Here is a 22,213-nt window from a genome sequence, read left to right as displayed (position 1 = left end):
GGGCCCGAGGCTGTCACCAGATCAGTCGGCGTAGGTCTCGCCGCGCTCGGCCTTCGCGACCAGCGAGGCCGGCGGGGTGAAGCGCTCGCCGTACGTGTCGGCGAGCTCGCGGGCCCGGGCCACGAAGCCGGCCAGGCCGCCCTCGTAGCCGTTGATGTACTGGATCACGCCGCCCGTCCAGGCCGGGAAGCCGATGCCCATGATGGAGCCGATGTTGGCGTCGGCGATCGAGGTGAGGACGCCCTCGTCGAGGCAGCGGACGGTGTCCAGGGCCTCGGAGAAGAGCATCCGCTCCTTCATGTCCTCGAACGGGATCTCGTACCCCGGCTTGGCGAAGTGCTCGCGCAGGCCCGGCCAGATGCGGGCGCGCTTGCCGGCGTCGTCGTACTCGTAGAAGCCCGCCCCGCCGCTGCGGCCGGGACGCTCGAACTCGTCCACCATGCGGTCGATGACCGCGTCGGCGGGGTGCTCGGTCCACGCCTTGCCCTCGGCCTCGAAGGCCTTGCGGGTCTCGTTGCGGATCTTGCGCGGCAGGGTGAGGGTGAGCTCGTCCATCAAGGAGAGCACCTTGGCCGGGTAGCCGGCCTGGGCGGCGGCCTGTTCGATCGACGCGGGCTCGGCGCCCTCGCCGACCATCGCCACGCCCTCGTTGATGAACTGGCCGATGACGCGCGAGGTGAAGAAGCCGCGCGAGTCGTTGACCACGATCGGCGTCTTGTTGATCTGACGGACCAGGTCGAAGGCGCGGGCGATGGCCTCCTCGCCGGTCCGCTCCCCCTTGATGATCTCCACCAGCGGCATCTTGTCGACGGGCGAGAAGAAGTGCAGCCCGATGAAGTCGACCGGCCGCGAAACGCCTTCCGCGAGGCCCGTGATGGGCAGCGTGGAGGTGTTGGAGCACAGCAGCGCGTCCGGCTCGATGACGTCCTGGATCTCCTGGAACACCTTGTGCTTGAGGGAGGTGTCCTCGAAGACGGCCTCGATGACGGCGTCGCAGCCCGCGAGGTCGGCCGCGTCGGCGGTCGGGGTGATCCGGGCGAGCAGCTCGGCGCGCTTGGCCTCGGTGGTCCGGCCCCGGGAGAGCGCCTTGTCGAGCAGCTTCTCGGAGTACGCCTTGCCCTTGGCTGCGGCCTCGGCGGTGACGTCCTTGAGGACGACCTCGATGCCCGCGCGGGCGCAGGAGTAGGCGATGCCCGCGCCCATCATCCCGGCGCCGAGGACGGCGACCTTGCGGACCCCCCGCGCCTCGATCCCCTGCGGGCGGCTGCGGCCCGCGTTGACGGCCTGGAGGTCGAAGAAGAACGCCTGGATCATGTTCTTGGCGGTCTGGCCGGTGACCAGCTCGGTGAAGTAGCGGGCCTCGATGGTCAGCGCGGTCTCGAAGTCCACCTGGGAGCCCTCGACGGCGCAGGCCAGGATGTTGCGCGGCGCCGGGTACGGGGCCCCGTTCAGCTGCTTCTTCAGGTTGGCCGGGAAGGCCGGGAGGTTGGCGGCGAACCGCGGGTTGGACGGCGTACCACCCGGGATCTTGTAGCCGGGTACGTCCCAGGGCTGCTTCGACTCGGGGTTCGCGTCGATGAAGGCGCGGGCCTTGGTCAGCATCTCCTCGGGGGTGGCGGCCAGTTCGTGCACGAGGCCGTTGTCCAGGGCGCGCTGCGGGGTGTACTGGGTGCCCTGGAGCAGCACCTTGAGCAGCGCGTCGGCGATGCCCATCAGGCGCACGGTACGGGTGACACCGCCACCGGCGGGGAGGAGACCGAGGGTGACCTCGGGCAGGCCGATCTTGGAGCCGGGCGCGTCCAGGGCGACGCGGTGGTGGGAGGCGAGGGCGATCTCGTAGCCGCCGCCGAGGGCCGCGCCGTTGATGGCGGCGACGACGGGCTTGCCGAGGGTCTCGATCCGGCGCAGCGAGCGCTTGATCTCGGTGCCGGTGTCGAAGGCGATCCGCGCGTGCTCGGGGCGCAGCTGGATCATGTCCTTGAGGTCGCCGCCCGCGAAGAAGGTCTTCTTGGCGGAGGTGAAGATGATGCCGCGGATGGAGTCCTTCTCGGCCTCGGCGCGGTCGGCGACGGCCGCGATGGAGTCCTTGAAGGCCTGGTTCATCGTGTTGGCGGACTGGTTGGGGTCGTCGAGGATCAGGGTGACGACGCCGGTCTCGTCCTGTTCCCAGCGGATCGTGGTGGACTCGCTCATGGTCACTGCTTTCGTTTCAGAAGGTCCGGTGGGCAGGGGGAACGGGACGGATCAGAGGCGTTCGACGATGGTGGCGACGCCCATGCCGCCGCCGACGCAGAGGGTGACGAGCCCGTAGCGCTTGTCCTGGCGCTCCAGCTCGTCGACGATCGTGCCGAGGATCATCGCGCCGGTGGCACCGAGCGGGTGGCCGAGCGCGATGGCGCCGCCGTTGACGTTGACCTTGTCGAGGGACAGGCCCATGTCCTTGACGAAGCGCAGGACGACGCCCGCGAAGGCCTCGTTGATCTCGACGAGGTCGATGTCGTCGATGGTCAGGCCGGCCTTGGCGAGGGCCTTGCGGGTGGCGGGGGCGGGGCCGGTGAGCATGATGGTGGGCTCGGAGCCGGAGACGGCCGCCGAGACGATCCGGGCGCGCGGCGTCAGGCCGTTGCGCTCCCCCGCCTCGCGGGAGCCGATGGCGACGAGGGAGGCGCCGTCGACGATGCCGGAGGAGTTGCCGGCGTGGTGGACGTGGTCGATCTTCTCGACCCAGTGGTACTTCTGCAGCGCGACCGCGTCGAAGCCGCCGAGCTCGCCGATGTCGGCGAAGGAGGGCTTCAGCTTGGCGAGGGTGTCGGCGGTGGTGCCGGGGCGGACGAACTCGTCGTGGTCCAGGACGATCAGGCCGTTGCGGTCGGTGACCGGGACCACGGACTTCGCGAAGCGGCCGTCCTTGATGGCGGCGGCGGCGCGCTCCTGGGAGAGGGCCGCGTACTCGTCGACGTCGCGCCGGGAGAAGCCCTCGATGGTGGCGATCAGGTCGGCGCCGATGCCCTGCGGGACGAAGCCGGTGTCCCAGTTGGTCATCGGGTCGGCGAACCAGGCGCCGCCGTCGGAGGCCATCGGGACGCGGGACATGGACTCCACGCCGCCGGCGAGGACCAGGTCCTCCCAGCCGGAGCGGACCTTCGCGGCGGCCAGGTTGACGGCCTCCAGGCCGGAGGCGCAGAAGCGGTTCTCCTGTACGCCGGCCACGGTGTCCGGGAGGCCGGCGGCGATGGCCGCGATCCGGGCGATGTCGGAGCCCTGGTCGCCGACCGGGCCGACGACGCCGAGCACGATGTCGTCGATGGTGCCGGGGTCGAGGCCCGGGTTGCGCTCGCGCAGGGCGTCGATGAGTCCGACGACCAGGTCGATCGGCTTGGTGCCGTGCAGGGCGCCATTGGCCTTGCCGCGGCCGCGCGGGGTGCGGATCGCGTCGTATACGTAAGCTTCGGTGCTCACTGGTCAAGCCTTTCGGAGGTGTCCAAGGAGGAGGTGTCCGGGGGGAGGTGTCCGGGGGCCCGGGGGAGGTTCGGGGGAGGTCAGCCGAGCAGGGAACGGCCGATGATCTCCTTCATGATCTCGGTCGTGCCGCCGTAGATGGTCTGGATACGGCCGTCGGTGAAGGCTCGGGCGACCCGGTATTCGGTCATGTAGCCGTAGCCGCCGTGGAGTTGCAGGCAGCGGTCGGCGACGCGCTTTTGCAGTTCGGTGGCCCACCACTTGGCCATCGAGGCGTGCACGTGGTCCAGTTCGCCGTTGGAGTGGTCGGTGATGCAGCGGTCGAGGAAGGTCCGGGTGACGGCGACCTCGGTGGCCATCTCCGCTATCTCGAAGCGGATGTGCTGCAGCTTGGCCAGCGGACGGCCGAAGGCCTCGCGCTCCTTCACGTACTGCGTGGTGATCTCCAGCAGGTGTTCGGCGGCCGCGATGCCGGCCATCGCGATGCCCATCCGCTCCTGCGCGAGATTGGTCATCAGGTGGACGAAGGCGCCGTTCAGCTCGCCGAGCAGGTTCTCCTTCGGGACGCGTACGTCGTTGAAGAACAGCTCGGCGGTGTCCTGGGACTTCTGGCCGATCTTGTCGAGGTTGCGGCCGCGCTCGAAGCCCTCCGCGCCGCGCTCGACGACCAGCAGCGACAGTCCGTGCGCCCCGCCCTCGGGAGTGGTCTTCGCGACCACGATCACCAGGTCGGCGAGGATCCCGTTGGAGATGAAGGTCTTGGAGCCGTTCAGCACCCAGTGGTCGCCGTGGTCCTCGGCGGTGGTCCGGATCCCCTGGAGGTCGGAGCCGGCGCCCGGCTCGGTCATCGCGATGGCGGTGATGGTCTCCCCGGAACAGAAGCCGGGCAGCCAGCGGCGCTTCTGCTCCTCGGTGGCGAGCGAGGTCAGATAGGGCCCGATGATGTCGTTGTGCAGGCCGATGGCCAGCCCCGGGGCACCCGCGCGGGTGAACTCCTCGGCGATCACGGCGGCGTAGCGGAAGTCGGTGTTCCCGCCGCCGCCGTACTCCTCGGGGACGGCGAGGCCCAGCAACCCCTGTCGGCCCGCGGCCCGCCAGGCCTCGCGGCTGACGATGCCGTCCTTCTCCCACTGTTCGTAGTGCGGCAGCACCTCCTTGCCGAGGAAGGTGCGTACGGTCTCGCGGAACGCCTCGTGGTCGGCGTCGAAGATGCGGCGTTGCATCGGGGCCCCCTAGAGCCAGCTCTTGACGGTTTCGATCAACTTGGCCGGGTCGGGGCCGACCGGTGTGACGTTGAGCATGGTGACGCCCGCCTCGCGGAAGGCCTCGACGCGCTCGCGTACGTAGCCCTCGGGCCCGCACAGCGTCATCAGCTCGCAGAACTCGTCCGGGACGGCGGCAGCGGCGTCGCGCCTCCGCCCGGCGAGGTACAGCTCCTGGATCCGCCGGGCCTCTTCCTCGTAGCCGTAGGCGACGGCCAGGTCGTTGTAGAAGTTCTTGCCGACCGCGCCCATCCCGCCGACGTACAGCGCGATCTGCGGGCGCGCGAGGTCCCGTACCGCGGCCGCGTCGTCGCCGATGGCGAGCAGGCCGCCCGCGACGGTCTGCAGCGGGCCGAGCTCCGGCGAGCGCTTGGCGGTGCCCTCGGCGAGCGGGCCGCCCCACACCGCGGCGGCCTTCTCCGGGATGAAGAGCGTGGGCAGCCAGCCGTCCGCGATCTCGGCGGTCAGCCGCACGTTGGCGGGGCCGAGCGAGGCGATGTAGACGGGAATCGCGGGGCGGACCGGCCGGGTGAGGATCTTCAGCGGCTTGCCGTGCCGGCCGCCCTTCTCGGGCGGCAGCGGCATGTCGGTGATGCCGTGGTGGTCGATCGTCTCGCGGCGCCAGATGCGCCGACACAGCTCGACCGTCTCGCGGGTCCGGCCGAGCGGCTTGTCGTACGGCATCCCGTGCCAGCCCTCGACGACCTGCGGGCCGGAGGCGCCCAGACCCAGCAGCGCCCGGCCGCCGGAGAGCGCGTCCAGGCCGGCGGCGGTCTGGGCGATGAGGCCGGGGGTGCGCGAGTAGACGTTGAGGATGGCCGAGCCGATCTTCAGCCGCTCGGTGCGGGCGGCGAGGTAGCCCATGATCGTCGGGGAGTCGAACCCCCAGGCCTCGGCCACCCATACGGCGTCGAGCCCGGCCGACTCCAGCGCGGCGGCCTGGTCGGCGGCCCGGCGCGGGTCCCCGGCGTAGTCGAGCATCATGGACAGTTCCATCAGTTCTCCTCCTCCTTCGCGAGCAGGGCCGGTACGTCCCAGTCGGCCGCGACCGACTCGGTGTGCGCGCCCGGCCGCGCCGGTCCTGTGGTGAGGGCACCCGGGGTCGTCGAGAAGCGCGGCGCGGGCGCGGGCTGGACGATCCCGCCGAAGTCGGTGAAGGTCCCGCGGGCGGCGAGGTGCGGGTGGTCCGGGGCCTCGCGCAGCGAGAGCACGGGCGCCACGCAGGCGTCGCTGCCCTCGAAGACGGCCGTCCACTCCGCGCGCGTACGGGTCCTGAAGCGTGCGGCGACGGCCTCCCGCAGCTCGCCCCAGCGGGCGAGGTCCTTGCGGGCCGGGGCCTGGTCCTGGATGCCGAGGAGTTCCACGAAGGTGTCGTAGAACTGCTGCTCCAGCGCGCCGACCGCCATGTACCGGCCGTCGGAGGTCTCGTAGGTGCCGTAGAAGGGGCAGCCGCCGTCGAGGAGGTTGGCGCCGCGGCGGTCCTGCCAGCCGCCCGCCGCCATCATTCCGTGGATCATGGCGGTGAGGTGGGCGGTGCCGTCGACGATGGCCGCGTCGACGACCTGGCCGGTGCCGGTGGCGCGGGCGTGGTGCAGGGCGGCGAGGACCCCGATGACCAGGTAGAGCGAGCCGCCCGCGTAGTCCCCGACCAGGTTGGCGGGTACGGCCGGCGGCTCCCCCGGCTTCCCGATCATGCCCAGTGCGCCGGTGACGGCGATGTACGCGATGTCGTGCCCGGCGGTCTCGGCGAGCGGGCCGTCCTGGCCCCAGCCGGTCATCCGGCCGTAGACGAGCTTCGGATTGCGGGCGTGGCACCGGTCCGGTCCGACCCCGAGGCGCTCGGCGACCCCCGGCCGGAACCCTTCGAGGAGCACGTCGGCCCGCTCGACCAGGTCGAGGACCCGGGCGGGTCCGTCGGCGGACTTGAGGTCGAGCAGGACGGACCGTTTGCCGCGGTTGGTGATGTCGTAGGCCGGATCGACCGCGAGCCCGCCACCGCCGGGCCGGTCCACCCGTACGACGTCGGCGCCCAGGTCGGCGAGGAGCATGGCGGCGAACGGTCCGGGGCCGATGCCCGCCAGTTCGACGACGCGCACCCCGGCGAGCGGGCCGGACCCGCTCGCGTCCCGGTTCCCGTTCCCTGTCACTGCCATCGGGCCCCCAGCGGCTCTGGTGTGCGTGGTGTGCGTGGTGTGCGGCTGTGTGACACAACTGATGTAACACCAGTGATGCTAGGAACGTGGCCCATCGAACACAAGCCCCCGGGCGGGGCTCCCGGGGGATCGCCCGACCCCGGAGCGTCCGGCTCCGCGCGCCGCTCTCCCCCACCCGGCGCGCCGTACCCGCTCGTACCGGCGGCCGAGCATCACGCTAGCCTCGGCCACCGACACCCCCTGGGAGGAGCCGTTCATGAACGCAACTGTCCCGCACGACCGGCCGGAACGCGCCTACGACGTCGTGCTGTTCGGCGCCACCGGGTTCGTGGGCGCGCTCACCGCCGAGTACCTCGCCGCGCACGCGCCCGCCGGCTGCCGGTGGGCCCTCGCCGGCCGGGACACCGCGAAGCTGGAGCGGCTGCGCGAACGGCTGGCCTCGATCGACCCGGCGTGCGCGCGGCTGCCGCTGCTGCGGGCCGACGCCCAGGACCCCGCGGCCGTGCGGGAGCTGGCCGCGTCCACCCGGGTGCTGGCCACGACCGTGGGCCCGTACATCTGGTACGGGGCGGAACTGGTGGCCGCCTGCGCCGAGGCGGGCACGGACTACGTGGACCTCACGGGCGAGCCGGAGTTCGTGGACCGCATGTACGTCGAGCACGACGCACGGGCCCGGGAGACCGGGGCGCGGATCGTGCACGCCTGCGGCTTCGACTCGATCCCGGCCGACCTCGGGGCGTACTTCACGGTCCGGCGGCTGCCGCAGGGGGTCCCGCTGGCGGTCGACGGGTTCATGCGGTCCAACGCCTTCTTCTCCGGCGGCACCCTGGCCTCCGCGCTGACCGCGCTGAGCCGCGGCCCCCAGACCCTGGCCGCGGCGCGCGAGCGCCGGCTGCACGAGCCCCGGCTGCTGGGGCGGCGGGCCCGCGGGCCGGTGGGGGCACCGCGGTTCAGCCGGGAGACCGGGACGTGGGCGATGCCGCTGCCCTCGCTGGATCCGCGGATCGTGGCCCGGTCGGCGGCCGCGCTGGAGCGCTACGGCCCGGACTTCCGCTACCGGCACTACGCCTCCGTCAAGCACCTGCCCGTCGCGGTGGGCGGTACGGCGGCGCTGGGCGCGACGGTGGCCCTGGCCCAGGTGCCGCCGGCCCGGCGGTGGCTGATGAACCGCTGGGAGCCGGGCCAGGGACCGGACGCGGAACGCCGCGCGCGCAGCTGGTTCACCGTACGGTTCGTGGGCGAGGGCGGCGGCCGGCGCGTGTTCACGGAGGTCGCGGGCGGCGACCCCGGCTACGGGGAGACGGCGAAGATGCTGGCCGAGTCGGCGCTGTGCCTGGCCCACGACGCCCTGCCGGAGGTGGCCGGACAGCTGACGACGGCCGTGGCGATGGGCGACGCCCTGATCGCCCGCCTCCAGAAGGCCGGGATCACCTTCCGGGTGGCGGACGCCCGCTGACGGGCGGTCGGCCGATCGCCCACCGGCCGGGGCACCCGGACCGGGTGCCTCAGGAGGCCTCCCGCAGCGCCCGGCGGCACAGGGAGTCGGCATGGCGGGTGGTCTCGGGGATCCGGAAGCGGGGGCTCAGGGCCAGGGCGTGCGCGCAGGCGTTGTCCAGCGAGACCCGGTGCCCGACGGACACGTAGACCGGCTTGATCCCGTCCTGCGTGCGCAGCGCCCGCCCGACCTCGGTCCCGTCGGCCGCGAGCAGCGCGGCGCTGTCGCCCCGCCGGGCGCCCGGTTCCTCGTAGGTGAAGGTGAACGGGTTCTTCGCGACGCCGATGGCCGGGAGTCCGGTGACCACCCCGAGGTGGCAGGCGAGGCCGAAGCCGCGGGGGTGCGCGAGGCCGTAGCCGTCGCAGACGACGAGGCCGGGCCCGGTCTTCAGGGAGTCGAGGGCGGCCAGTACGGTCGGCAGGTCGCGGAACGCGAGCAGCCCGGGCACGTAGGGGAAGCTGACGTGCCCGACGGCGGTGGCCTCCTCGACGACCTCCAGGGTGGCGGCGTCGAGCACCACGGCCGCGGCGGCGACCAGGTCGCGCGCGTCGTCGTAGGCGACGTCCACTCCCGTGACGAGGCCGCGGCCGGGTGGCGGGCCGGGCTCGGTGAGCACGACCTGATGGCGTAGTTCGTCCTGTATCGCCCGGGCCTCGGCCTCGTCGGCGGGGGTCTTCACACTCGTCATGATGGAGCGAGAGTAGCCTGGCGATCATGTTCGTCATGGAGCTCAGCTACACCGCCCCCCTCGAGTCCGTCGAAGAACAGATGGACGCTCACATCGCCTGGTTGGACGGCTACTACGCCGCCGGCGTGTTCCTCGCGTCGGGGCGCAAGGTCCCGCGCGACGGCGGCGTGATCCTGGCCGGCGGGGTGTCCCGGGCCGAGATCGAGCGGATCGCGGCCGAGGACCCCTTCGTGGTGGCGGATGTCTGTACCTACGCCATCACCGAGTTCATCGCCACGAAGACCTCCGCGGACCTGTCGACGGTGCGGGAGAACCCGATCGTGTAGCGCGCCGGGGGACGGCGCCGGCCGGCCTCCGGCCCGGGCCACCGTCCGCCCCCCTCGGCCGTCCCCTCCCCCGCCGTCCGCCCCGCTCGGCCGTCCCCTCGGCCGTCCCCTCGGCCGTTCCCTCCCCCGCCGTCCGACCCGCTCGGCCGTCCCCTCCCGCCGGAGTGTCCATGCAGCCCCGCCCCGCCGTCCCCGCCGACGTCCCCGAGCTCATACGCCTGCGCGCCGCCGCCCTCGACTCCCTCGGGGTCGACCCCGGGCCCGCCGACGCCGCCTGGCGACAGGTCGCCCGCACCTGGTTCCTCGAACGCGTCGGCGACCGCCCCGACGTACGCTGCCTGGTCGTCGGCGGAGCTCCCGGCGAACCGCTGCTCGCCACCGGCATGGCCTGGGTCACCTACCACCTGCCCGGGCCGCTGTGGACCGACGGCCGGCGCGGCTACCTCGACGGGATCGTCACCGACGCGCCCGCCCGCGGGCGGGGCCACGGCCGCCGGATCGTCGACGCGCTGGTCGCCTGGCTCGACGACATCGACATCCACTACGTCCAGCTGCACGCCAGCCCGGACGGCGAGCCCGTCTACCGGGCAGCGGGCTTCACCGCCGGGCGCTACCCGGGCATGGACCTCGTCACCACCCCGGCGCCGCCCGCGCCCCCGGCCCCGCCGGCCGCGGCGGGCTGATCAGCGGCGTCGTTCCAGCCGCGCCACCCGTCCCTTCTCCCCCGCCGCCCAGCATCCTGTGTCCGCCGCGCAGTCGACCGTGTCGAAGGAGCCCGCCTCCAGGGACCGCCAGCCGCGACCCCCGTCCGTGGTCACATCGGTGCCGGTGGGCCCCACCGCGAGCGCCGTCCCCCGGCTGTACGGGAACCAGGCCGCGCCCGAGCGGTAGGCCGGCGGCGGTGTCGCGGCCTGGCGCCAGGTGCGTCCCCCGTCGGCGGACACGGCCGCGGCCTGCGGGGAGGCCTGCCCGGTGCGGTAGTCACCACCGACCGCGAGTCCCCTCGTACGGTCCCGGAAGGCGAGGGCGAAGACCCCGCGCGCCGGATCGCCCGCCGGGACGGTGGATTCGGCGACCCGCCAGGTCAGGCCGCGGTCCGCGGAGTGCAGCACCCGGGCCTGCGCCCCGCCGCCGGTGGCCAGCCACACGTCGCGCGGGCCGGAGCTCACCAGGCACTGGCCGCTCGCGGCGAAGCCCGCCTCGCCCGGCAGTGCCTCGGGCATGCCCTCGCTCGGCAGGACCCGCCAGGTGCGGCCGCCGTCGTCGGTGGCCAGGATGCGGAACTTCCCGTCCACCGGATCGCTCATCGCCAGACCGTGCCGGGCGTCGAAGAAGGTGAGGCAGTCGTAGAAGGCGCGCGGGTCGGGGTTGCGGAAGGCCTCGGTCCAAGTGGCTCCGCCGTCCTCGGTGCGCAGGACGCGGGAGGCCTCGCCCTCCCCGATGGACAGGGCCACCGCGCGCCGCGCGTCGAAGGCCTCGATGTCGCGGAACTCCAGGCCCTCCGCGGCCGCGCCGGGTGGCGAAACGTCACGCCAGCTGCGACCGCCGTCCCCCGTGCGCAGCACGGTCCCCTTGGAACCGGCCACCCAGGCCGTGGTCCGGGTGACCGCCGCGAGCCCGCGGAACCGTACGTCGCCCTTCCCGGTGTCCTTCAGGGCCCAGCCGGCGCCGCGTAAGTCCTGCGCCACCGGGGCCGGGTCTGGGGCCGGGGCCGCATCGGCCTGGGCGGGGGCGGCCAGTACCCCCACGACCAGGGCTGCCGCGCACATACCGATTCCGAGTTCCAGAAGTCTCATGGCGCCGGAAGCTAACGCACCCCGGATGCGCCGTCCAGAGCGCCTTCCGGCCCCTGCCGCCACACCTGTCACAGCCCCCGTACCCGGGTCACAGGCTCGCGTCGCGGTGGGTCACGCCGCCGTCGACGACGGTGAGGAGCACGGGCAGGTGCGGCAGTTCGGTGGCGGGGACGGTGAGCGGGTCGTCGGCGAGGACCGTCAGGTCGGCGCGGCGGCCGAGGGCGATCCGGCCCGTCCGACGCTCCGTCAGCGTCCTGTTCGACGGGGCCGTCGCCGTCGCGCTGACCCTGTACGGCCTGCTCGTCTCGAACCTCCTGGACACCGTCAGCAACTCCCTGCAGCTGATCGTCGTCCTGATCGGCCCGGTCATGGCGATCTACGCGACCGACATCCTGGCGCGCCGGTTCCGCTACGACGGCCGGGCGCTGGCCGACGAGAGCACCGGCAGCCCCTTCTGGTACACCGGGGGCGTCCATCTCGCCGGCGCCCTCGCGCTCGCGGCCGGGGTGGGCGCGGCCGCCCTGTGCGTCAACACCCTCTACACCGGGCCGATCGCCTCGGCCCTGGGCGGCATCGACCTCTCCCTGCCGGTCGGCATGACCGTCTCCGCCGCCCTCTACGCGGCCTCGATGCGGACCCTTACGCCTGTGGAGTGATCGGTTACCAGCCCTTCTCCGAGGCGCCCCGGACCCGTCGCGGTGCGGGGCCGCCTTCGGGCACATCACCCGTCCGGTCACTCTGTGCGATCACACGGAGTGGTTCAAGCCAATCGGTGACACAGCTCACGCAACGGCCCATGCACGGATTTGCCGATTCCGGCGTCTATCGGGTTGCCGGGCCCCACCCACAGTCCGGCAGCAGATCCGCCGCAAGGGAGTGAGCCTTGATCACTGTCATCGAGCAGGCCGCACAGGCCCGTCTGGTCGCCACCGCGCCGAAGGTCGAGACCGTGCCCGTCACCCTCTGCTACGACCGCGCGGATCCGTTCGCCGTGCGCATGGCCTTCCCGGCCCCCGCCACGCTGGAAGGCGTCGAGGTCTCGTGGACCTTCTCGCGCGAGCTGTTGGAGTCCGGGTTGGACCGCCCGTCGGGCTACGGCGACGTACGGGTGCGCCCGTACGACGGCGACCGGACCACCATCGAGTTCCACGCGACCGAGGGCGTCGCGATCGTGCTGATGCTGACGGCGGAGCTGCACCGCTTCCTGGAGCGGGCGGCGACCGTGGTGCCGCCCGGCCTCGAACACCTCTACCTGGACATGGACCACAGCCTGGCCGAGCTGATGAGGGACACCTGCTGAGTAATTCGATTGCGGGCGGTCACGGCCGCCCGTAGCTTCGAAGACGGCCCATCCCCGTCGAAACGGAGCAGGACATTGCTCGTCTGAGGTTCGAGACACCGACCACCACGCCCTGCGGCTGAACCGTCGGCTGTCTCCCCGCGTTGCACGCACCACTCACGCAACCTGGAGGCCTCCATGAGTCATGCCCCTGCTTTCATCACCTGCTCCGCCCTGTCCTTCGACTGGCCCGACGGCACTCCCGTCTTCGACGGGTTCCAACTCACCGTGGGTCCTGGCCGCACCGGCCTGATCGGGCTCAACGGCTGCGGGAAGTCGACCCTGCTGAAGCTGATCGCCGGCGAACTGACCCCGACCGAGGGCCAGTCCTCCATCGCCGGCTCGGTCGGTCACCTCCCGCAGAACATCACCCTCGACACCGCGCTGCGCGTGGACGAGGCACTCGGTATCCGCACCACCCGCGCCGCGCTCCACGCCATCGAGGCGGGTGAGGCCACCGAGGCGAACTTCACGGCCGTCGGCGACGACTGGGACGTGGAGGAGCGGGCCCTGGCCACGCTCGACCAGCTCGGTCTCGCCCGGATCGGTCTGGACCGCACCGTCGGCGAGCTCTCGGGCGGTGAGTCCGTACTCCTGCGGCTGGCCGCCCTGCTGCTCGCCCGCCCCGACGTCCTGCTGCTGGACGAGCCCACCAACAACCTGGACCTGCGGGCCCGTAGCCGGCTGTACGCGGCGGTCGAATCCTGGTCCGGGGTGATGCTCCTGGTCAGCCACGACCGGGAACTGCTGGAGCGGGTCGACCAGATCGCCGACCTGCGCGACGGCGAAGTGCGCTGGTACGGCGGCAACTTCACGGACTACGAGGAGATGCTCGCCGCCGAGCAGGAGTCCGCCGAGCGGATGGTCCGGGTCGCGGAGGCCGACGTGCACCGACAGAAGCGCGAACTGGCCGACGCGCAGGTCAAATTGGCGCGGCGCAAGCGGTACGGACAGAAGATGTTCGAGAACAAGCGCGAGCCGAAGATCGTGATGGGCGCGCGCAAGCGCGCGGCCCAGGAGTCGGCGGGCAAGCACCGGATCATGCACACCGAGAAGCTGGCGCAGGCGAAAGAACGCCTGGACCAAGCGGTGGAGGCGGTACGCGACGACGACGAGATCCGGATCCAACTGCCCGCCACCCAGGTCCCGCCGGGACGGCAGGTCCTGACGCTGAGCGATCTGCGCCTGGCCCACGGGGCCGCCGTACCGGGCGAGTGGGAACTGCGGGGTCCGGAGCGGATCGCCCTGGTGGGCCGCAACGGCTCGGGCAAGACCACCCTGCTGCGCACGATCGCGGGGCAGCTCGCGCCGGAGTCCGGGGCGGTGGTGGCGCACGTGACGACGCGGTTCCTGCCGCAGCGGCTCGACGTACTGGACGAGAGCCGTTCGGTGGTGGAGAACGTGGCGCGGTTCGCCCCGCAGGCCACGAACAACCTGATCCGGGCCCGGCTCGCGCACTTCCTGTTCCGCGGCGCCCGGGCGGACCGTCCGGCCGGCACGCTCTCGGGCGGCGAACGCTTCCGGGCGACACTGGCGGCCCTGCTGCTGGCGGAGCCGGCTCCGCAGCTGCTCATGCTGGACGAGCCGACGAACAACCTGGACCTGTCGAGCGTGCGGCAGCTGACCGACGCGCTGGAGTCGTACGAGGGCGCGCTCGTGGTGGCGAGCCACGACGTGCCGTTCCTGGAGTCGATCGGCATCACCCGATGGCTCCTGCTGGACGGCGAGCTGCGGCCGACCACGGCCGAGGAGGTCCGGGAAACGCTGTGGTCGGGTGAGTGACAGCTCGTCGGCGTCGCCCGTGGGGCCGGTACCGGCCCCGCCGTCGACGCCGGTGCCGCACCCGGACCCGCACCCGCTGCCGCTGCTCTCCGACGTCTATCCCGCCCTGGTGTCGTTCCTGGCTTCAAAGCTGGCGGCCGAGGACGAGCCGGCTCTGGCGCAGGGTGTGGCACGGTTGCGGTTCCACGGCTGGTGCACCTGCAGCCGGACCTGCGCCTACCTCCGCACCGCACCCGCGGACCGCGCGGACAACTCCTGGATCCATCTCGACGACGGGGACACCCCCCTCGTGTGCCTGCAGCTCGACCGCGAGCACACTTCGTTCGCGGGGATGGAGATCTGCGCGTTCGAGCTCGGCCCCGCGCCCGCGCTCGACCCCCGTCGGCCTGCCCGCGCGTGAGCGGCGAGGGGCCGGATCAGCGCCGGCCGCCGGTGAAGCGGAACCAATTTTTTCGCGTCGAAACGGGGCTCACGAGCCACCTGCCGGCGTGATTTCGGCCCCTCAAACCCCGCTCAGGCCACTCATAAACTGCATAGATAACTGGATGTAACCGGACATACACCTACCGGGGGGTTGGCTGGCCTTGATGTCACGCTTAACCTACGACTCCGTAGGCTACGGAACCGTAGGTAGTTCGCTTTACACCCAGGAGTACCCGTGACGATCACCTCTCCCCACCTCGGCAGCTCGGAGGCGTGGACGGACGCCAAGCTGCTGTTCGCGCTGGAAGAGGTGGTCGAAAAGGAGCTCAACCGCCATCTGAAGGTCACCAAGGACTGGATGCCCCACGAGTACGTCCCGTGGAGCGAGGGCCGGAACTTCCCCGGCTTCTTCGAGGACGGCGAGGCCTGGGACCCGCAGCAGTCCAAGGTCACCGACATCGGCAAGATCGCGCTGGTCGTGAACCTGCTGACCGAGGACAACCTCCCCAGCTACCACCACGAGATCGCGTCGCTCTTCGGCCGCAACGGCGCCTGGGGCACCTGGGTGCACCGCTGGACCGCCGAGGAGGGCCGCCACGGCATCGTGATGCGCGATTACCTGCTGGCCTCGCGCGCCGTGGACCCGGACAAGCTCGAAGCGTTCCGCATGCAGCACATGTCGGAGGGGTTCGAGTCCGACAACCGTCACTCGATGCTGCACTCGGTGGCGTACGTGGCCTTCCAGGAGCTCGCGACCCGCATCTCGCACCGCAACACCGGCCACCAGTCCGGTGACCCGGTCTGCGACCGGATGCTGGCCCGCATCGCGCAGGACGAGAACCTGCACATGGTCTTCTACCGCAACCTGCTGGGCGCGGCCTTCGAGCTCGCCCCGGACCTCACCATGCAGGCCGTGCGCGACGTCGTCGTCAACTTCCGGATGCCCGGACACGGCATGCCCGGCTTCGAGCGGATGGCCGCGCAGATGGCCATCGGCGGGGTCTACAACCTGCGGATCCACCACGACGACGTGCTGAGCCCCGTGATCCGCTTCCTCAAGATCATGGACATCGACGGCCTCGGCCCCGAGGGCCAGAAGGCTCAGGAGGAGCTCGGTCTGTTCATGAACGGCCTGGACTCCGAGGCCCGTAAGTTCGACGAGAAGCTGGCCGCCCGCGCCGCACGCCTCGCCGCCCGCAAGGGCTGACCGATTTCCGCTCGCTCGGGCGAGTGACGCCGATTGCCCTGGCAGAGCCGCGCTCTGCCAGGGTTTCGCGTCATGACCTCGCTCCAGGTGGACATCGACCAGCTGACCCGTCTGACGCGCGCCCTGGACTCCTCGCTGGTCTCCCTTCGGGAGGCCCGGCGCGCCCTGGACCACGTACGGCCCGATCAGCTGGGCACGGCGGACCTCGACGCGGCGTGTGACGGCTTCCAGGAACGCTGGGCCTACGGCACGCAGGAGCTGACCAAACGCGTCAAGGACCTCCGGGAGGGCGTGGACCGCAGCGCCGCGGAGTACGCGGAGCTGGATCAGGCCGTGCGTGCGGCCTTCCTCCGGGCGGCGGCCGCGCGTGACTGAGTACGCGGCGCTGGGCTTCGACCCGGCCCCCGGAAATCCCGCGACGGTCCTGGCCCTGGCCAAGAAGCTCAGCGCCTCGGCCACCTCCCTCGGGGAGGCCTCCCGGGTGGTGAAGGACCTGGTCTCCCACAGCTCGGCCTGGCAGGGCGAGGCCGCCACCGCCTTCCGCGCCTCCCTCTCGCAGGACCTCCCCCGCTACCTCGGCGCGGCCCACACCTCCCTCGCGGAGGCGGCCCGCAGGCTCACGGGGTGGCACGACACCCTGGTCGCCCACCGCGCGCTGGCCACCCGGTACGAGGACCGGGCCGCGGCGGCGAAGACGGAGGAGGCCCTCACCGACGCCCGCCGCCTGGCCCGCGAACTCGCCTCCGAGCACGGCACGGCCGCCCGCCGGGTGGCACAGACCCTGAACGCGGCGACGGATCGACTGGCCCCGAAGGAACCGGGCCTCCTGGCCTCGATCTGGAACAAGATCGTCGAAGACCCGGCGGACGCGATGTCGAACGCGTCGGCGATCCTGGGCGCGATCGGGGCGGGCATTGCCCTGGTCTGCCCGCCGGCCGGACTCGCGATCATGCTCGTCGGGAGCGGCCTGTCCCTGGCGGCTCTGGCGATGCACACCTCGGACCCGAAGTTCCGCAAGTCCCTGTCCGACGGCTTCACGAAGGGCCAGTTCGACGCGGACTTCTGGAAGAGCAGCGTGACACTCCTGGGAGACACCGCCGGCGCGGTCCCGGGCGTGGCGGCGGTGGCCTCCGGCGCGAAAGCCGGCACGGCAGCGGCCCGAGCGGCCATGGCCGCCGCTCCCGAAGGCAGCGCGGTGGTGGGACTCGCCCCTGGGGCCGGCGCGTTCAGGCAAGCGGCCTGGAGCACCTCTGACGATCTGCGGCAGCTGGACAGTCCACTGACTGGATGGGCCATGCGGTCGTCGTCTCAGGACGCAAGGGATCGAGTGGGCGTGGCGGTGGCAGCAACGGGCGCGGCAACCGCTGGAGGGGACTACGCCTCGGACAGCGAGACGCTCGAGCAAAGCTCGACCGCGGTGGACGGCACCCGAGGGGTCCTGGACGACGCTCCCTCGGCCATCAGGAAGTCAGGCCATGTCTTGTCGGTGTTGCGGCCATGATGCGTCAGGGCAGCCTTCCGCCGGTCTGGTTCCGTCTGCCTCCAGGCTTCTACGACGTCGGCCCCGAGGACAGGGCGAACTTGGACGCCTTCGCCGAGGCCCTGGGCGGCTCCGAGGCACAGCAGCAGTTGTCCCGGCTCATGGACGGGCTCGAGGGGCTGGCAGAGCACGAGGTCGTGCACACTGCGTTCGGATTTCATCCCGAGGAGCCGACCGGCGTCGCCACGTCACTGTTTTCCCTGACCGTACGCCGGATCGAGCAGCCCAACCCCCGCCTCGCCGTGGCACGTACCGCCCTGGCGATTGCCCGCTCGCCCTTGTGGACCAGCGCCGACCGCAGGTTCATCGAGTTGCCGTCCGCCCGTCCCTGCTGTCTCGTCGCCGGGACGATGTCCCTGCCCGACGTGGACCGATGCCCCTTTCAGGCCAGGGCCGTGACCACCCATCCGGACGGGCGACATCTGCTCGTCCTCGATCTGACCACTGCGTCGACCCAACATGCGGGCGCCTACACGGACATCCTCGAAGCGATCGCGCACACCCTCGCCTTCTCCGACCCCGACCCGGCTGCACATAGGCCGATGGTCTCGGGGGCCTCACGCATCCTGGAGGTACTCCTGTGAGCGTCACCCTCACCAAGGCGGCTTGGGACCATCCTCCGACCGTGGTCGGCTACAAGCGACTGGTGGTCCGCCGCCTCATCTGGGTGCTCAGCCTCGGCGTTCCTCCACTGATCGCCCTATCCTGCTCCGGCGTGAGCCGCCGCGCGGCGTGGGCCTTCATCATCATGATCATTCTTGGGACGCCCTATTTGCCGTGGGTGGTCGTCACGTACTTCCGGCGACGCAGGGTCGCCGCCGTGCTCCAGGCCTACCCCTGGCAGGAGTGGCCGTGCCGCCACCCGCGCAGGCCGCCCGGGAGCCCCGCGACCATCGCCATTCCGTTCCGGGAGGACTTCACCGCCATGTTCCGCGTCATCCCGTTCCCGGTCCCGGTCGAGACCATGGAAGGTGACTACCCCGACCGGATCTGGTTCGCGGGCGACCCCCGGTTCGGTGGCGTCGTGTCGCCCGTCGGGGGGCATTACCCGGTGCGGGTCGTGCCCCACACACCGCGTCGGGAGGAGTGCGGTGGCGAGGGGTTCGACCTCGCGCGGCGCGTGGGGCTGGTCCGTGGCAGCGGGAAAGGGACGCGCACCTGATCAGCGGCGGGGGCGCAGAGCCAGGCGCTCGGACTCCGAGAGGCCGCCCCAGACGCCGAAGCGCTCGTCATTGGCCAGGGCGTACTCCAGGCACGCAGTCCGCCCCTCGCAGGCCCCGCACAGTCGCTTCGCGTCGCGCAGCGAGGAGCCGGGCTCCGGGAAGAAGAAGCCGGGGCCGGTCTGGGCGCACAGGGCAAGGTCGTACCAAGCGGTGTCAGTGGATGCGGCAGTGGTGTTAATCGACATGCCGGTGATACTTACCGCCGCCGATGGACGTCCGATCAACGACTGATCAACACCTCGCCATGACCCGGGCGCGGGCGTGCCGGCTTTCACCGAGAACCGCGCGCCGAAGGGGTCCGCCGGCTTGGCGAGCTGGCCAACTCCCTTCATTGACACCGGGGCCATACGCGCTTCGCCACCGCCGCCTCACAGTCGGCCACTTCGAAGTACGGCATCCAGTAGGGCCGTTCGACTGCCTCCACCGGGTCCTGTCGAGAGCGACACCAGACCGCCGAACGCCGCTTCGTCCGTCGCGCCTACTGGCTTGGCCATCGTGTATGTACTGCCCTCGTAGGGCGTCGCGGTGGTCTCCCAGCCGAAGACCGCGCGGCAGAACTCGGCGGCAAGGGCCACGTCACCCGTGTACAGCTCCGTCCAGTACAAGGTGCCGACGTCGGTCACCGCGCCGAAGCCGGTGTTCATCCTCGGTTGCCACACTCCGCAGCCCACTCCCGCCGGGGCGGCGCATGTCGCCACGTGGCCGAACGTCACCGTGCCGCGTGCCTTGGTCACGGCGGCGGCCGTCGCGTCCGCGTCCGCGCTCTCCGCGACGGTCGTACCGTCGAGGTGGAACATCCCGTACCCGCCGACCTCCTCGCTGCCGGCCTGGAAGTCCCGCCCGAACCGTGGCCCGTCGAACCCGGCGGCGCCACCGATGTCGGGCGTGAGCTGGTGAGCATGGTCCGCTCTCCTTCCGACCCTGGCACTTCGTGCGCCGTCCGCTGTTCTGCCTCGTCGAGCATCGCACCCGCCACTGACAGCGGCCCCCTTCCTCCACTGAGTGAACGACCGTGCGTTCGGTAAGATGGTGCTATGGCTGACGGACGCGTGGAACGCGGCAACCAGACGCGGCGGGTCGTTCTCGACCGCACGATGAACATCGCTTCCGTGGACGGCCTGGAAGGCCTGTCCCTGGGGAAGATCGCCACGGATCTCGGCCTGAGCAAGAGTGGGGTGTTCGCGCTCTTCGGCTCCAAGGAGGACCTGCAGCTCGCCACCGTCCGTGCCGCCGTGGACGTGTTCAAGGACGAGGTGGTGCGGCCGGTGCACCGGGACCCCGACGGTCTCGCCAAGGTGTGGCGGCTGTGCGAGCGCTGGCTCGACTACTCCGGGCGCCGGGTGTTCCCCGGCGGGTGCTTCTTCTACTCCGTCTCCGCGGAGTTCGACGCCCGCCCCGGTCCGGTACGGGACGAGATCGCCAAGGCGCGGGCCGACTGGACGCGTTACATCGAGCGGCTGCTGGACGAGGCGCGGCTGACGGGCGGGTTCCGGGACGCGTCCGACGCGGACGAGGTACCGCAGGTCGCCTTCGAGTTGACGGCCCTGATGGAACTGGCCAACGCGCATTCCGTCCTGCACGGCGACCCGCTGGCGTACGAGCGGGCCGGCCGGGGGATCCTCCGTCGGCTGCGCGCGGTGGCGACCGCTCCGGACGAACTCCCGGAACGACCGCCGGCGTTCAGCTCGCCTTCCTGACCCCGCTCGTCACCCGCGCCGCACGGTCGCAGGGGCGGGCTCGGGCTCGGACAGCGCGAAATCGACCGTGGTCGCGATGATGTCGGGGTCGGACAGGATGCGGCGGTGGCCGAGGCCCGTTGTCTCGATCAGGTGGGCCTGCGGGCCGTAGGCGGCGGCGATCGCGCGGGACTGGGCGGGGTCGATCACGTCGTCCTCCGTGTCGTGGAAGAGGAGGATCGGCGCCCGCGTGCCGGGAAGGCGACGGCGGGCGTCGAGACGCTGCCAGATGTCGGGGTCACCGGGGAAGAGTCGGCGCTCGACATGGGTGCGCAGGGCGCGGCCGACTCCCTCGCCGAGGTTCAGCCCGGCCCGGAACCGCTCGACGAGATAGTCGAAGTGGGCCACGCCTCCGATACCGATGACGCGATCGGCCGGTATGCCGTCGTTCAGCATGGAGAAGGTGGCGACCACGCCGAAGGAGTGGGCCACGACGGCCGAGAAGTCACCGTGCTGCGCGTGCAGTCGGCCGATGATGGCGCGGTAGTCGAGGATCGTGGAGAACTGACCGTCCGACTCCCCGTGCCCGGGCGCGTCGAAGGCGATCACGGTACGGCCCTGGGCGCGCAGGGCCTCGACGAAGCCGGCGAACCGTGAGGCGCGCGAGGACCAGCCGTGCACGATCAGTACGGGCCCGTCCCCGTCCCCCCACCGGTAGGTGGTCACGGCCGTGCCGTGCACCACCATCCTCCCGGTCTCCGCCCGCGCCATCACCTCCGCCTCCTCGGGCCGTAGTCGCGCGCGCCCGAGGGGCTTGACGAAGAGTGCGAAGGCCCGGGGCCCGGCCAGGCCCGGGGCGAGCCGGCTGGTGATGTTGAGGGTGGTGCTCAGGAGTGAAGCCATGGGGTGCATGTGCGGGTTCTCCGGAATTCTCCTCAGGGCGGCCAGATGCCGATGGCAAGCCAATGAGGGGATATTAGCACGATCGTTCGTGTTGTTTCTGAGCGTCACCAGCTTCCCCCGGGCATCCGGGGCAGGCGCCAGGTGAATTCACTCGAGGACGCCACTGTCGAGGCGTTCCGAGAGTGCTCTTGAACGGCGCCCGGGTCGGCGCCCGCCGACGGCCGTCTCCGACGGCGGCGCCGCCCCGAGGAATTCCCGCAGCTTTCGCGACCTGTGGCTCAGTCCGATCCAGGGGGCGACAAGTCTCGCTACGCCGATCAGGCAACGGCCGAACCGGTGGACCTGAAACCACGTCAACCCGGCTCTGGCCAGCGGGTCGACCACTCCCGCACGGCAGAGGGAACCTCACGGCATGCTCGTCGACTGAACATGTGCGCTATGACTGAAAAGTAAGTTGGTGAACACGGAAATTCAGGAGGATCAACATGGCAGGTGCAGCTTTCGCCAAGCTTCTGTTCCTGGAGGCGAAAAGAGTTCAGGACCCGGATGGTGCGGACGAGATCCTCGTCGGCAGGGGTGACGGCGGCACCTTCGAAAAGGTGCGCATGCGCGTAGGGGACGTGTTCGAATTCGACGAGCGGTTCGTGCCGTTCGTCAACCAAGCGCCGATCGACATCGTCCTGCACGAAGTGAACGAAGCAGCCAGCAAATCCAGCTTCATCGGAGGGGCGAAGATTATCCCCTCCGAGGTAGGCCTCGGAGAACGAACGCAGGCAATCGGCGCGCTGTCTCTGGCCCTGTACGAGCTGACGTACAAGGTCCTGTAATGACCCGCCATCGGCCATCGAGACTCTGGCCTTCCTCGGTCTGAGCAGGCCGGCTCGTGGTGTCGGAGGCGGCAGGGACGCGGACCGCGCCCCTGCCGCCTCGACGGCCGTGTC

23 protein-coding genes and 2 pseudogenes are annotated in these 22,213 nt (G+C 71.3%); 14 read left to right on the top strand and 11 right to left on the bottom strand.

Annotation, left to right across the window (positions count from 1 at the left end; genetic code table 11):
- Positions 1-21: 21 nt before the first annotated feature.
- The 5 genes from AB8A24_RS27725 to AB8A24_RS27705 form a co-directional block, all read right to left on the bottom strand.
- The gene (locus tag AB8A24_RS27725) at positions 22-2,193 is read right to left on the bottom strand and encodes a 3-hydroxyacyl-CoA dehydrogenase NAD-binding domain-containing protein (protein WP_328960848.1); all 2,172 of its coding nucleotides are present in this window, start codon (positions 2,191-2,193) and stop codon (positions 22-24) included.
- A 51-nt stretch (positions 2,194-2,244) separates the two neighbouring features.
- Entirely contained in the window at positions 2,245-3,459 is a 1,215-nt protein-coding gene (locus AB8A24_RS27720; RefSeq protein WP_030728882.1) for an acetyl-CoA C-acetyltransferase, read from the bottom strand.
- A gap of 80 nt (positions 3,460-3,539) precedes the next feature.
- Positions 3,540-4,682 (bottom strand): acyl-CoA dehydrogenase family protein, encoded by a 1,143-nt coding sequence (locus AB8A24_RS27715; RefSeq protein ID WP_328960849.1) that lies wholly within the window; start codon positions 4,680-4,682, stop codon positions 3,540-3,542.
- A gap of 9 nt (positions 4,683-4,691) precedes the next feature.
- Positions 4,692-5,717, bottom strand: coding sequence for an LLM class F420-dependent oxidoreductase (locus AB8A24_RS27710; protein ID WP_328960850.1), 1,026 nt, complete (start codon positions 5,715-5,717; stop codon positions 4,692-4,694).
- Entirely contained in the window at positions 5,717-6,874 is a 1,158-nt protein-coding gene (locus AB8A24_RS27705) for a CaiB/BaiF CoA-transferase family protein (protein WP_328960851.1), read from the bottom strand. Before AB8A24_RS27705 ends, AB8A24_RS27710 begins: the two co-directional genes overlap by 1 nt.
- 256 nt (positions 6,875-7,130) lie before the next feature.
- Here AB8A24_RS27705 and AB8A24_RS27700 point away from each other — a divergent pair, with 256 nt between their 5' ends.
- Complete coding sequence (locus tag AB8A24_RS27700) at positions 7,131-8,330, top strand: saccharopine dehydrogenase NADP-binding domain-containing protein (RefSeq protein WP_328960852.1); 1,200 nt, start codon at positions 7,131-7,133, stop codon at positions 8,328-8,330.
- 49 nt (positions 8,331-8,379) lie between these two features.
- Here the strand turns inward: AB8A24_RS27700 and AB8A24_RS27695 are convergent, their stop codons facing one another.
- On the bottom strand, positions 8,380-9,057 hold the full coding sequence (locus AB8A24_RS27695; RefSeq protein WP_369477914.1) for an endonuclease V: 678 nt from the start codon (positions 9,055-9,057) through the stop codon (positions 8,380-8,382).
- Positions 9,058-9,083: 26 nt separating this feature from the next.
- On the opposite strand from AB8A24_RS27695, the gene AB8A24_RS27690 reads away from it, so the two are divergent.
- Complete coding sequence (locus AB8A24_RS27690; RefSeq protein ID WP_328960854.1) at positions 9,084-9,383, top strand: YciI family protein; 300 nt, start codon at positions 9,084-9,086, stop codon at positions 9,381-9,383.
- 170 nt (positions 9,384-9,553) lie between these two features.
- Positions 9,554-10,066: a GNAT family N-acetyltransferase gene (locus tag AB8A24_RS27685; protein ID WP_369477913.1), complete on the top strand. Its 513-nt coding sequence runs from the start codon at positions 9,554-9,556 to the stop codon at positions 10,064-10,066.
- Here AB8A24_RS27685 and AB8A24_RS27680 read toward each other — a convergent pair whose 3' ends face one another.
- A complete protein-coding gene (locus tag AB8A24_RS27680; protein WP_369477922.1) occupies positions 10,067-11,152 on the bottom strand; it encodes a WD40/YVTN/BNR-like repeat-containing protein in 1,086 nt (361 codons plus the stop codon).
- Positions 11,153-11,267: 115 nt separating this feature from the next.
- Positions 11,268-11,411, bottom strand: a pseudogene (locus tag AB8A24_RS27675) (amidohydrolase family protein); the annotation flags it as partial.
- Here AB8A24_RS27675 and AB8A24_RS27670 point away from each other — a divergent pair.
- The 9 genes and pseudogenes from AB8A24_RS27670 to AB8A24_RS27630 all read left to right on the top strand — a co-directional run.
- A pseudogene (locus AB8A24_RS27670) lies at positions 11,398-11,835 on the top strand (cytosine permease); the annotation flags it as partial. The pseudogenes AB8A24_RS27675 and AB8A24_RS27670 sit on opposite strands and share 14 nt — an antisense overlap.
- 227 nt (positions 11,836-12,062) lie before the next feature.
- Positions 12,063-12,479 carry an SsgA family sporulation/cell division regulator gene (locus tag AB8A24_RS27665; protein ID WP_033220016.1) on the top strand — a complete coding sequence of 139 codons (417 nt, stop codon included), beginning with the start codon at positions 12,063-12,065 and terminating at the stop codon, positions 12,477-12,479.
- A 177-nt stretch (positions 12,480-12,656) separates the two neighbouring features.
- Positions 12,657-14,300 (top strand): ABC-F family ATP-binding cassette domain-containing protein, encoded by a 1,644-nt coding sequence (locus AB8A24_RS27660; RefSeq protein WP_369477912.1) that lies wholly within the window; start codon positions 12,657-12,659, stop codon positions 14,298-14,300.
- Complete coding sequence (locus tag AB8A24_RS27655) at positions 14,293-14,700, top strand: hypothetical protein (protein WP_369477911.1); 408 nt, start codon at positions 14,293-14,295, stop codon at positions 14,698-14,700. Before AB8A24_RS27660 ends, AB8A24_RS27655 begins: the two co-directional genes overlap by 8 nt.
- Before the next feature lie 258 nt (positions 14,701-14,958).
- Positions 14,959-15,930, top strand: a complete 972-nt coding sequence (locus tag AB8A24_RS27650; RefSeq protein ID WP_030728836.1) for an acyl-ACP desaturase — start codon at positions 14,959-14,961, stop codon at positions 15,928-15,930.
- Positions 15,931-16,002: 72 nt separating this feature from the next.
- Positions 16,003-16,305 (top strand): hypothetical protein, encoded by a 303-nt coding sequence (locus AB8A24_RS27645; RefSeq protein WP_328960858.1) that lies wholly within the window; start codon positions 16,003-16,005, stop codon positions 16,303-16,305.
- Complete coding sequence (locus AB8A24_RS27640; protein WP_369477910.1) at positions 16,298-17,431, top strand: hypothetical protein; 1,134 nt, start codon at positions 16,298-16,300, stop codon at positions 17,429-17,431. Before AB8A24_RS27645 ends, AB8A24_RS27640 begins: the two co-directional genes overlap by 8 nt.
- 80 nt (positions 17,432-17,511) lie before the next feature.
- The gene (locus AB8A24_RS27635; protein WP_369477909.1) at positions 17,512-18,054 is read left to right on the top strand and encodes a hypothetical protein; all 543 of its coding nucleotides are present in this window, start codon (positions 17,512-17,514) and stop codon (positions 18,052-18,054) included.
- Positions 18,051-18,632, top strand: a complete 582-nt coding sequence (locus tag AB8A24_RS27630) for a hypothetical protein (protein ID WP_369477908.1) — start codon at positions 18,051-18,053, stop codon at positions 18,630-18,632. Before AB8A24_RS27635 ends, AB8A24_RS27630 begins: the two co-directional genes overlap by 4 nt.
- Here the strand turns inward: AB8A24_RS27630 and AB8A24_RS27625 are convergent, their stop codons facing one another.
- Both AB8A24_RS27625 and AB8A24_RS27620 read right to left on the bottom strand, forming a co-directional pair.
- Complete coding sequence (locus tag AB8A24_RS27625) at positions 18,633-18,878, bottom strand: WhiB family transcriptional regulator (RefSeq protein WP_328960862.1); 246 nt, start codon at positions 18,876-18,878, stop codon at positions 18,633-18,635. It abuts the gene before it with no gap.
- A gap of 183 nt (positions 18,879-19,061) precedes the next feature.
- A complete protein-coding gene (locus tag AB8A24_RS27620; protein ID WP_369477907.1) occupies positions 19,062-19,490 on the bottom strand; it encodes a hypothetical protein in 429 nt (142 codons plus the stop codon).
- A 237-nt stretch (positions 19,491-19,727) separates the two neighbouring features.
- On the opposite strand from AB8A24_RS27620, the gene AB8A24_RS27615 reads away from it, so the two are divergent.
- Positions 19,728-20,390 (top strand): TetR/AcrR family transcriptional regulator, encoded by a 663-nt coding sequence (locus tag AB8A24_RS27615; RefSeq protein ID WP_369477906.1) that lies wholly within the window; start codon positions 19,728-19,730, stop codon positions 20,388-20,390.
- Positions 20,391-20,399: 9 nt separating this feature from the next.
- Here the strand turns inward: AB8A24_RS27615 and AB8A24_RS27610 are convergent, their stop codons facing one another.
- Positions 20,400-21,272 (bottom strand): alpha/beta hydrolase, encoded by an 873-nt coding sequence (locus tag AB8A24_RS27610; RefSeq protein WP_369477905.1) that lies wholly within the window; start codon positions 21,270-21,272, stop codon positions 20,400-20,402.
- Between the two features lie 485 nt (positions 21,273-21,757).
- Here AB8A24_RS27610 and AB8A24_RS27605 point away from each other — a divergent pair, with 485 nt between their 5' ends.
- Positions 21,758-22,099, top strand: a complete 342-nt coding sequence (locus AB8A24_RS27605) for a hypothetical protein (protein ID WP_369477904.1) — start codon at positions 21,758-21,760, stop codon at positions 22,097-22,099.
- Positions 22,100-22,213: the final 114 nt, after the last annotated feature.

The sequence above is a fragment of the Streptomyces sp. BF23-19 genome (genome assembly GCF_041106355.1).
Taxonomy (GTDB): domain Bacteria; phylum Actinomycetota; class Actinomycetes; order Streptomycetales; family Streptomycetaceae; genus Streptomyces; species Streptomyces virginiae_A.
Note: the sequence above shows the minus strand (reverse complement) of the source record. Positions and strands in the feature narration are given on the sequence as shown.

What these genes read in the sequence shown, in the direction of transcription:
- AB8A24_RS27605 (WP_369477904.1), top strand. Translation starts at nt 21,758, where the DNA reads ATGGCAGGTGCAGCTTTCGCCAAGCTTCTGTTCCTGGAGGCGAAAAGA.
- AB8A24_RS27710 (WP_328960850.1), bottom strand. Translation starts at nt 5,717, where the DNA reads ATGGAACTGTCCATGATGCTCGACTACGCCGGGGACCCGCGCCGGGCC.
- AB8A24_RS27690 (WP_328960854.1), top strand. Translation starts at nt 9,084, where the DNA reads ATGTTCGTCATGGAGCTCAGCTACACCGCCCCCCTCGAGTCCGTCGAA.
- AB8A24_RS27725 (WP_328960848.1), bottom strand. Translation starts at nt 2,193, where the DNA reads ATGAGCGAGTCCACCACGATCCGCTGGGAACAGGACGAGACCGGCGTC.
- AB8A24_RS27625 (WP_328960862.1), bottom strand. Translation starts at nt 18,878, where the DNA reads ATGTCGATTAACACCACTGCCGCATCCACTGACACCGCTTGGTACGAC.
- AB8A24_RS27685 (WP_369477913.1), top strand. Translation starts at nt 9,554, where the DNA reads ATGCAGCCCCGCCCCGCCGTCCCCGCCGACGTCCCCGAGCTCATACGC.
- AB8A24_RS27660 (WP_369477912.1), top strand. Translation starts at nt 12,657, where the DNA reads ATGAGTCATGCCCCTGCTTTCATCACCTGCTCCGCCCTGTCCTTCGAC.
- AB8A24_RS27620 (WP_369477907.1), bottom strand. Translation starts at nt 19,490, where the DNA reads ATGTTCCACCTCGACGGTACGACCGTCGCGGAGAGCGCGGACGCGGAC.
- AB8A24_RS27700 (WP_328960852.1), top strand. Translation starts at nt 7,131, where the DNA reads ATGAACGCAACTGTCCCGCACGACCGGCCGGAACGCGCCTACGACGTC.
- AB8A24_RS27610 (WP_369477905.1), bottom strand. Translation starts at nt 21,272, where the DNA reads ATGGCTTCACTCCTGAGCACCACCCTCAACATCACCAGCCGGCTCGCC.
- AB8A24_RS27705 (WP_328960851.1), bottom strand. Translation starts at nt 6,874, where the DNA reads ATGGCAGTGACAGGGAACGGGAACCGGGACGCGAGCGGGTCCGGCCCG.
- AB8A24_RS27695 (WP_369477914.1), bottom strand. Translation starts at nt 9,057, where the DNA reads ATGACGAGTGTGAAGACCCCCGCCGACGAGGCCGAGGCCCGGGCGATA.
- AB8A24_RS27645 (WP_328960858.1), top strand. Translation starts at nt 16,003, where the DNA reads ATGACCTCGCTCCAGGTGGACATCGACCAGCTGACCCGTCTGACGCGC.
- AB8A24_RS27715 (WP_328960849.1), bottom strand. Translation starts at nt 4,682, where the DNA reads ATGCAACGCCGCATCTTCGACGCCGACCACGAGGCGTTCCGCGAGACC.
- AB8A24_RS27615 (WP_369477906.1), top strand. Translation starts at nt 19,728, where the DNA reads ATGGCTGACGGACGCGTGGAACGCGGCAACCAGACGCGGCGGGTCGTT.
- AB8A24_RS27680 (WP_369477922.1), bottom strand. Translation starts at nt 11,152, where the DNA reads ATGTGCGCGGCAGCCCTGGTCGTGGGGGTACTGGCCGCCCCCGCCCAG.